The sequence below is a fragment of the Pseudomonas agronomica genome (assembly GCF_025917275.1).
Taxonomy (GTDB): Bacteria; Pseudomonadota; Gammaproteobacteria; order Pseudomonadales; family Pseudomonadaceae; genus Aquipseudomonas; species Aquipseudomonas agronomica.
In genome coordinates this window covers 1-7,338 of sequence record NZ_JAOSHO010000253.1, presented here as the reverse complement: position 1 = coordinate 7,338, position 7,338 = coordinate 1, and the positions used below count along the sequence as shown (strand labels likewise).

At 63.0% G+C, this 7,338-nt stretch carries 5 protein-coding genes; 4 read left to right on the top strand and 1 reads right to left on the bottom strand.

What is annotated here, in order from left to right; translation table 11 throughout:
• Positions 1-2 precede the first annotated feature (2 nt).
• The 4 genes from OC610_RS17340 to nudC all read left to right on the top strand — a co-directional run bounded on the left by OC610_RS17340 (position 3) and on the right by nudC (position 6,441).
• Positions 3-3,086 (top strand): efflux RND transporter permease subunit, encoded by a 3,084-nt coding sequence (locus OC610_RS17340; RefSeq protein WP_264429334.1) that lies wholly within the window; start codon positions 3-5, stop codon positions 3,084-3,086.
• Positions 3,083-4,573 (top strand): efflux transporter outer membrane subunit, encoded by a 1,491-nt coding sequence (locus OC610_RS17335; protein ID WP_264429333.1) that lies wholly within the window; start codon positions 3,083-3,085, stop codon positions 4,571-4,573. The genes OC610_RS17340 and OC610_RS17335 overlap by 4 nt, the downstream gene beginning before the upstream one ends.
• A 218-nt stretch (positions 4,574-4,791) precedes the next feature.
• Complete coding sequence (locus tag OC610_RS17330; RefSeq protein WP_264429332.1) at positions 4,792-5,604, top strand: crotonase/enoyl-CoA hydratase family protein; 813 nt, start codon at positions 4,792-4,794, stop codon at positions 5,602-5,604.
• 6 nt (positions 5,605-5,610) lie between these two features.
• Complete coding sequence (gene nudC, locus OC610_RS17325) at positions 5,611-6,441, top strand: NAD(+) diphosphatase (protein ID WP_264429330.1); 831 nt, start codon at positions 5,611-5,613, stop codon at positions 6,439-6,441.
• Here nudC and OC610_RS17320 read toward each other — a convergent pair.
• On the bottom strand, positions 6,409-7,188 hold the full coding sequence (locus OC610_RS17320) for a TSUP family transporter (protein WP_264429328.1): 780 nt from the start codon (positions 7,186-7,188) through the stop codon (positions 6,409-6,411). The genes nudC and OC610_RS17320 overlap by 33 nt on opposite strands.
• Positions 7,189-7,338: the final 150 nt, after the last annotated feature.

Here is a 7,338-nt window from a genome sequence, read left to right as displayed (position 1 = left end):
TCATCCGCCGTCCCGTGGCGACCATGCTGCTGAGCTTCGCCATCATGTTGCTCGGTGGCGTGTGCTTTGGCTTGCTGCCGGTTTCGCCGCTGCCGCAGATGGATTTCCCGGTGATCGTGGTCCAGGCCAACTTGCCGGGAGCCAGCCCCGAGGTGATGGCGTCCACGGTGGCGACGCCGCTGGAGCGCTCGTTTGGCGCCATCGCCGGGGTCAACACCATGAGCAGCCGTTCGAGCCAGGGCTCGACCCGCGTCATCCTGCAATTCGACCTGGACCGCGACATCAACGGCGCGGCCCGGGAGGTGCAGGCGGCCATCAACGCCTCGCGCAATTTGCTGCCCAGCGGCATGCGCAGCATGCCCACCTACAAGAAGGTCAACCCGTCCCAGGCGCCGATCATGGTGCTTTCGCTGACCTCCGATGTGCTGGAGAAGGGCCAGCTCTATGACCTGGCCTCGACGATCCTGTCCCAGAGCCTTTCCCAGGTGGCGGGTGTCGGTGAAGTGCAGATTGGCGGCAGTTCCCTGCCGGCGGTGCGCATCGAGCTGGAGCCGCAGTTGCTCAACCAGTACGGCGTGGCGCTGGACGACGTGCGCACCGCCATTGCCGACAGCAACGTACGCCGGCCCAAGGGCTCGGTCGAAGACGACAAGCGGATGTGGCAAGTCCAGGCCAACGATCAGTTGGAAAAGGCCAAGGACTACGAGACGCTGGTCATCCGTTACCAGGATGGCTCGGTGCTGCGGCTCAAGGACGTGGCAAAGGTCAGCGACAGCGTCGAGGACCGCTACAACAGTGGCTTCTTCAACAATGACGCCGCAGTGCTGCTGGTCATCAATCGCCAGGCCGGCGCGAACATCATCGAGACCGTCAACGAGATCAAGAGCCAGCTGCCGGCGTTGCAAGCGGTGCTCCCGGCCAGCGTCAAGCTGAACCTGGCCATGGACCGCTCGCCGGTGATCAAGGCCACCTTGCATGAAGCGGAAATGACCCTGTTGATCGCCGTGGCCCTGGTGGTGCTGGTGGTGTTCCTGTTCCTCGGCAATTTCCGGGCATCGCTGATCCCGACCCTGGCGGTGCCGGTGTCGCTGGTGGGGACGTTCGCGGTCATGTACCTGTACGGTTTCTCATTGAACAACCTGTCGCTGATGGCGTTGATCCTCGCCACCGGGCTGGTGGTGGACGACGCCATCGTGGTGCTGGAAAACATTTCCCGGCACATCGACGAAGGCGTGCCGCCGATGAAAGCCGCCTACCTCGGCGCCGAGGAAGTGGGCTTCACCCTGTTGTCGATGAACGCTTCGCTGGTGGCGGTGTTCCTGTCGATCCTGTTCATGGGCGGGATCGTCGAAAGCCTGTTTCGTGAGTTTTCCATCACCCTGGCGGCGGCCATCGTGGTTTCGCTGGTGGTGTCCCTGACGCTCACGCCGATGCTCTGCGCGCGGTGGCTCAAGCCTCATGTGCCGGGGCAGGAAAACCGTTTGCAGCGCTGGAGTCACCATGTCAATGAGCGCATGGTCCGGGGTTACGCCCGGAGCCTGGACTGGGTGCTGCGCCATCGGCGCCTGACCCTCCTCAGCCTGTTGGTAACCGTCGGTGTGAACATTGCCTTGTATGTCGTCGTGCCGAAGACGTTCATGCCGCAGCAGGACACGGGGCAACTGATCGGCTTCGTGCGCGGTGACGACGGACTGTCGTTCAATGTGATGCAGCCGAAAATGGAAATCTTCCGGCGCGCGGTGCTCAAGGATGACGCGGTGCAGAGCGTGGCGGGTTTCATCGGCGGCAACAACGGCACCAACAATGCCTTCATGCTGGTGCGCCTCAAGCCGATCAAGGAACGGGCGATGTCCGCGCAGAAGGTCATCGAGCGCTTGCGCAAGGAAATGCCCAAGGTACCCGGTGCCCAATTGATGTTGATGGCCGACCAGGACCTGCAGTTCGGCGGGGGGCGTGAGCAGACGACCTCGCAGTATTCCTACATCCTGCAGAGCGCCGACCTGGCGTCCCTGCGCGAGTGGTACCCCAAGCTCGTGGCTGCCTTCAGGGCCTTGCCGGAGCTGACCGCCATCGACGCCCGTGACGGCGGCGGCGCGCAGCAAGTAACGCTGATCGTCGACCGAGACCAGGCCAAGCGCCTGGGCATCGACATGAACATGGTCACGGCGGTGTTGAACAACGCCTACAGCCAGCGGCAGATCTCGACGATCTACGACAGCCTCAACCAATACCAGGTGGTGATGGAGGTCAATCCGAAGTACGCCCAGGACCCCAACACCCTTGAACAGGTCCAGGTCATCACCGCCGACGGCGCGCGGGTCCCGCTGTCGGCGATTGCCCACTATGAAAACAGCCTCGAAGACGACCGGGTCAGCCATGAAGGCCAGTTCGCGTCCGAGAGCATCGCCTTCGACATGGCCGAAGGCGTCACGGTGGAGCAGGGCACGGCCGCCATCGAGCGCGCGATCGCCAAGCTTGGCATGCCCGAGGATGTCATCGCGAAAATGGCGGGCACCGCCGATGCGTTCGCCGCCACCCAGAAAAGCCAGCCGTTCATGATCCTCGGGGCGTTGCTGGCGGTGTACCTGGTGCTGGGCGTGCTGTACGAAAGCTACATCCACCCGCTGACCATCCTGTCCACCTTGCCCTCGGCCGGGGTGGGCGCGTTGCTGTCGATCTACGTGCTGGGCAGCGAATTCAGTCTGATTTCACTGCTGGGCCTGTTCCTGCTGATCGGCGTAGTGAAGAAAAACGCCATCCTGATGATCGACCTCGCGCTGCAATTGGAGCGTGCTGGCCAAACGTCGCTGGAGTCGATTCGCAGCGCGTGCCTGTTGCGGCTGCGGCCGATCCTGATGACCACGCTGGCGGCGATCCTCGGTGCCTTGCCGTTGTTGCTCGGTGGTGCCGAAGGTTCGGAAATGCGCCAGCCGCTGGGCCTGACCATCATCGGCGGGCTGGTGTTCAGCCAGGTCCTGACGCTTTACACCACTCCCGTGGTCTACCTCTATCTCGATCACCTGCGCCATCGTTTCAACCGCTGGCGTGGGGTGCGCACTGATGCTGCCCTGGAAACTCCGCTATGACCGACCGTTCGCTTTTCAATTTTGCCGCACCGCTGGCAACTGCCCGTGGCTCGCGAGTATTGAGCCTGGCGCTGTGCGTGGCGCTGCTCAGTGCCTGCGCGATCGGTCCGGATTACCAACGTCCCGAGGCCGCTGCGCCGGTGCAATACAAGGAGGCCCAGGGCTGGCGCCCGGCCAACCCCAGCGACGCCCTGGCCCGTGGCGCCTGGTGGGAGCTATACGCTGATACTCGCCTCAACGAACTGGTGGAAAAACTCAACGCCTCCAACCAGACCGTGGCCCAGGCCGAAGCCCAATACCGTCAGGCCCAGGCTTTGGCGCGCAGTGCTCGCGGGGCATTCTTTCCAACGGTCGACCTCACGGTTGGCAAGAACCGCTCCAGCCAGGGCACCGGCAGTAGCAGTTCGAGCCTGAGCAGTTCCTCCAGCGGCATTCGCGACACCTACAGCGCCCAGGCAGGCGTGAGCTGGGAAGCGGACGTCTGGGGCAAGTTGCGCCGCACCCTGGAAGCCGACGAAGCCAGCGCCCAGGCCAGCTTTGCCGACTTGGCGGCGATGCGCCTGAGCCAGCAATCGGAACTGGTGCAGAACTACCTGCAGTTGCGGGTGATCGACCAACAGAAGCGCCTGTTGCAAACCACCGTCGACAACTATCAGCGCTCTCTGAAGATGACGGAAAACCAGTACCGCGCCGGTGTGTCGGGCAAGGACGCGGTGGCCCAGGCGCAAAACCAGCTCAAGACCACCCAGGGCGACCTGATCGACCTGATCTGGCAGCGGGCGCAGTTCGAAAACGCTATCGCCGTGTTGATCGGCTTGCCTCCGGCCGAATTCAGCCTGGCCGAAACCCAGGACATCCCGGCGCTGCCGCCGGTCCCGGTGGCGGTGCCGTCGCAACTGCTCGAACGCCGTCCGGACATCGCCTCGGCGGAGCGCTCGGTCATGGCGGCCAACGCCAACATCGGCGTGGCGAAGGCCGCCTATTACCCAGACCTGAGCCTGAGCCTGAGCGGCGGCTACAGCAGCAGTACCTACGATAACTGGGTGAGTGTGCCGAACCGCTTCTGGTCGGTCGGCCCGCAACTGGCGATGACCCTGTTCGACGGCGGCCAGCGCTCCGCGGAAGTCGACCGCAGCGTGGCAGCCTATGACCAGACCGTCGCCACCTATCGCCAGACCGTGCTCGACGGCTTTCGTGAAGTCGAAAACTACATGATCCAGCTCAAGGTGCTCGAAGACGAAGCCCGCGTGCGCCAGGAAGCCCTCGACGCCGCCCGCGAGTCCCTGCGCCTGACGCAGAACCAGTACAAGGCGGGGCTGATCGGCTACCTCGACGTGGTCAGCGTCCAGGCCACCGCCCTGAGCAACGAGCGCAGCGTGCTGAGCCTGCAACAGAGTCGGTTGATAGCAAGTGTGCAGTTGATTGCGGCGCTGGGCGGTGGTTGGGATGGTCAGTTGGAGGCGCCTGAGCAGCCGGCAACGGACTGATACCCGCCCCAGACCTTGTGGGAGCGAGCCTGCTCGCGAAGGCGGCAGGTCAGTCAACATTTTCATAAGCTGAACCACTGCTTTCGCGAGCAGGCTCGCTCCCACATTAGGTTGCGCAGCGTGATGCAGTCCCGCTTTTGGCCGATGCACTGCCTACGTCCTGCCGTAATCGCTTGGTATAGTTCAGGCCTCTTTCCAACCGGTAAAAGGATACTGCCATGTCGCAATACCAAGCGTTCAACGTCGAACTTGCAGACAATATCGCCCATGTGCAGATCAATCGACCGGACAAGATCAACGCCATGAACGCGGCGTTCTGGAGCGAGATCGTCGATATCTTCCAATGGATCGACGATACCGACGAAGTGCGGGTGGTGGTCTTGAGCGGCGCGGGCAAGCACTTTTCGTCAGGCATCGACCTGATGATGCTGGCCGGCGTCGCTAATGAGCTGGGCAAGGATGTGGGCCGTAACGCCCGTGTGCTGCGGCGCAAGATCCTGCAGCTTCAAGCGTCGTTCAATACCGTGGACAATTGCCGCAAACCGGTCCTCGCGGCGGTGCAGGGCTATTGCCTGGGGGGCGCCATCGACCTGATTTCCGCGTGCGACATGCGCTACGCCGCGGAGGACGCGCAATTTTCCATCAAGGAAATCGACATCGGCATGGCAGCCGATGTTGGCACATTGCAACGCTTGCCCCGGATCATCGGGGACGGCATGCTGCGTGAACTCGCTTATACGGGGCGCACCTTCGGTGCCGACGAAGCGCGCAGCATTGGCCTGGTCAATCGTGTCTACAGTGATACCACCAGCCTGCTCGATGGCGTGATGGGCATTGCCCGGGATATCGCCGCCAAGTCGCCGATCGCCGTCACCGGCACCAAGGAAATGATCAGCTACATGCGCGACCACCGCATCGACGACGGGCTGGAATACGTCGCCACCTGGAACGCCGCCATGTTGCAATCCAATGACTTGCGCGTGGCCATGGCCGCCCATATGAGCAAACAGAAACCCGAATTTCTGGACTGACCGATCATGATTTCACGCTGGACCACCGCAGTACTCGACACCGATAAATCCGGCGGCTGGGCCGTGGCGCGCAGCCCGGAGGGCTTCCTGTACGACGACAACGGCGCACTGTTTCCTCGCGACTGGCTCAAGCGCCAGGACCTGTCGATCCTCGCCGAGCACGGTATAGGCCATCTCGATGGCGAGCCGGTCTACCTCTTGGAACTGCACAGCGCCCTGGACATTCCAGGCTGCAATTGGAAAGGTCTGCGGGCCTTCATGCTCGAAGACGACCACACGCTGTTCAAGGTGTTGGGTTATGCCGCGCAGATCGGCACCTGGGCCCGCGAGCATCGTTTTTGCGGCAGTTGCGGCCAGCGCATGAGCCAGGTATCGCGAGAGCGGGCGATGTATTGCCAGGCGTGCGACCTGCGGCATTACCCGCGAATCTCGCCGAGCATGATCGTGCTGATCACCCGTGGTGATGAAGTCTTGTTGGCCCGTTCCCCCCGGTTCGTCACCGGTGTCTACAGCACCCTGGCGGGTTTTGCCGAGCCGGGTGAGTCAGCCGAGGATTGCCTGATTCGTGAGGTCCGTGAAGAGGTCAGCATCGAAGTGAAGAACATCCAGTACGTGGGCAGCCAATGCTGGCCGTTCCCGCACTCGATGATGCTGGGTTTTCACGCCGAATACGCCAGCGGCGACATCGTGCCCCAGGAGGACGAAATCGAAGATGCGCAGTGGTTCAACGTCCACGACCTGCCACCGCTTCCCGCCTCGCGCTCGATTGCCCGGTACTTGATCGACCTCTATGTAGCGCGGCGCTTAGGCCATGCTGAACCAGTGCTGCCAGGCTAGGCGCACGGTCAGGGCCAGCACCACGGTGATGAACACTGGCCGGATGAACTTCGCACCGCCGCTGATGGCGGTGCGCGCGCCGAAGAACGCGCCGACCATCACCGACAGCCCCATGCTCAGGCCGATGATCCAATCCACCTGACCCGAGAAGATGAACACCGACAGCGCCGCGATGTTGCTGACGAAGTTCATGCTGCGCGCCACGCCGCTGGCCTTGACCAGGTCGATGGGATAGAGCAGCAGGCTGCTGACGGTCCAGAACGCGCCCGTGCCCGGGCCGGCCACGCCGTCATAGAAACCGAGGGTGAAGCCTTGCGGCGACTGCCAGGTCTTCTTGATCGGTGCGTTGCTGTCCAGCGGCGCCTTGGGCGTGCCGCCGAACAGCAAGTACAGGCCGCAGGCAAAGACAATCACCGGCAGCATCTTGTTCAGCCACTCGGCGGGCAGGTAATGGGCGACGACGGCGCCGGCCAAGGCACCGACCAGCGTGCCGACGAGGGCGTGGGTCCACTGCCGCGGATGAAACAGCTTGCGCCTGTAGAACGTGAAGCTGGCCGTGGCCGAACCAAAAGTCGAGCTGAGCTTGTTGGTGCCCAGCACCAGGTGCGGCGGCAAGCCAGCGGTCAGCAGGGCAGGCGTGGTAAGCAGGCCACCCCCTCCAGCGATGGCATCGATGAAGCCGGCGATGAACGCGACAACGGCCAGGATAGCGAGGGTGGAGAGGTCAACGCTGAGTTCAAGAGGCATGGAATGGGCTTATTCGGCAGGGCGCAGAAGGGCTGCGGGAAAGGCCGGTATGTTACCGATAATGGCGCTGGGCTGCGACTCTCCGGTGAGATGCCGCTAACTCCGTGGCGAGGGAGCTTGCTCCCGCTGGGCTCTGTGTAGGAGCTGCCG

Excerpts from the sequence above, each read along its gene's own strand:
- OC610_RS17335 (WP_264429333.1), top strand. The coding sequence starts at position 3,083 with ATGACCGACCGTTCGCTTTTCAATTTTGCCGCACCGCTGGCAACTGCC.
- OC610_RS17320 (WP_264429328.1), bottom strand. The coding sequence starts at position 7,188 with ATGCCTCTTGAACTCAGCGTTGACCTCTCCACCCTCGCTATCCTGGCC.
- OC610_RS17330 (WP_264429332.1), top strand. The coding sequence starts at position 4,792 with ATGTCGCAATACCAAGCGTTCAACGTCGAACTTGCAGACAATATCGCC.
- nudC (WP_264429330.1), top strand. The coding sequence starts at position 5,611 with ATGATTTCACGCTGGACCACCGCAGTACTCGACACCGATAAATCCGGC.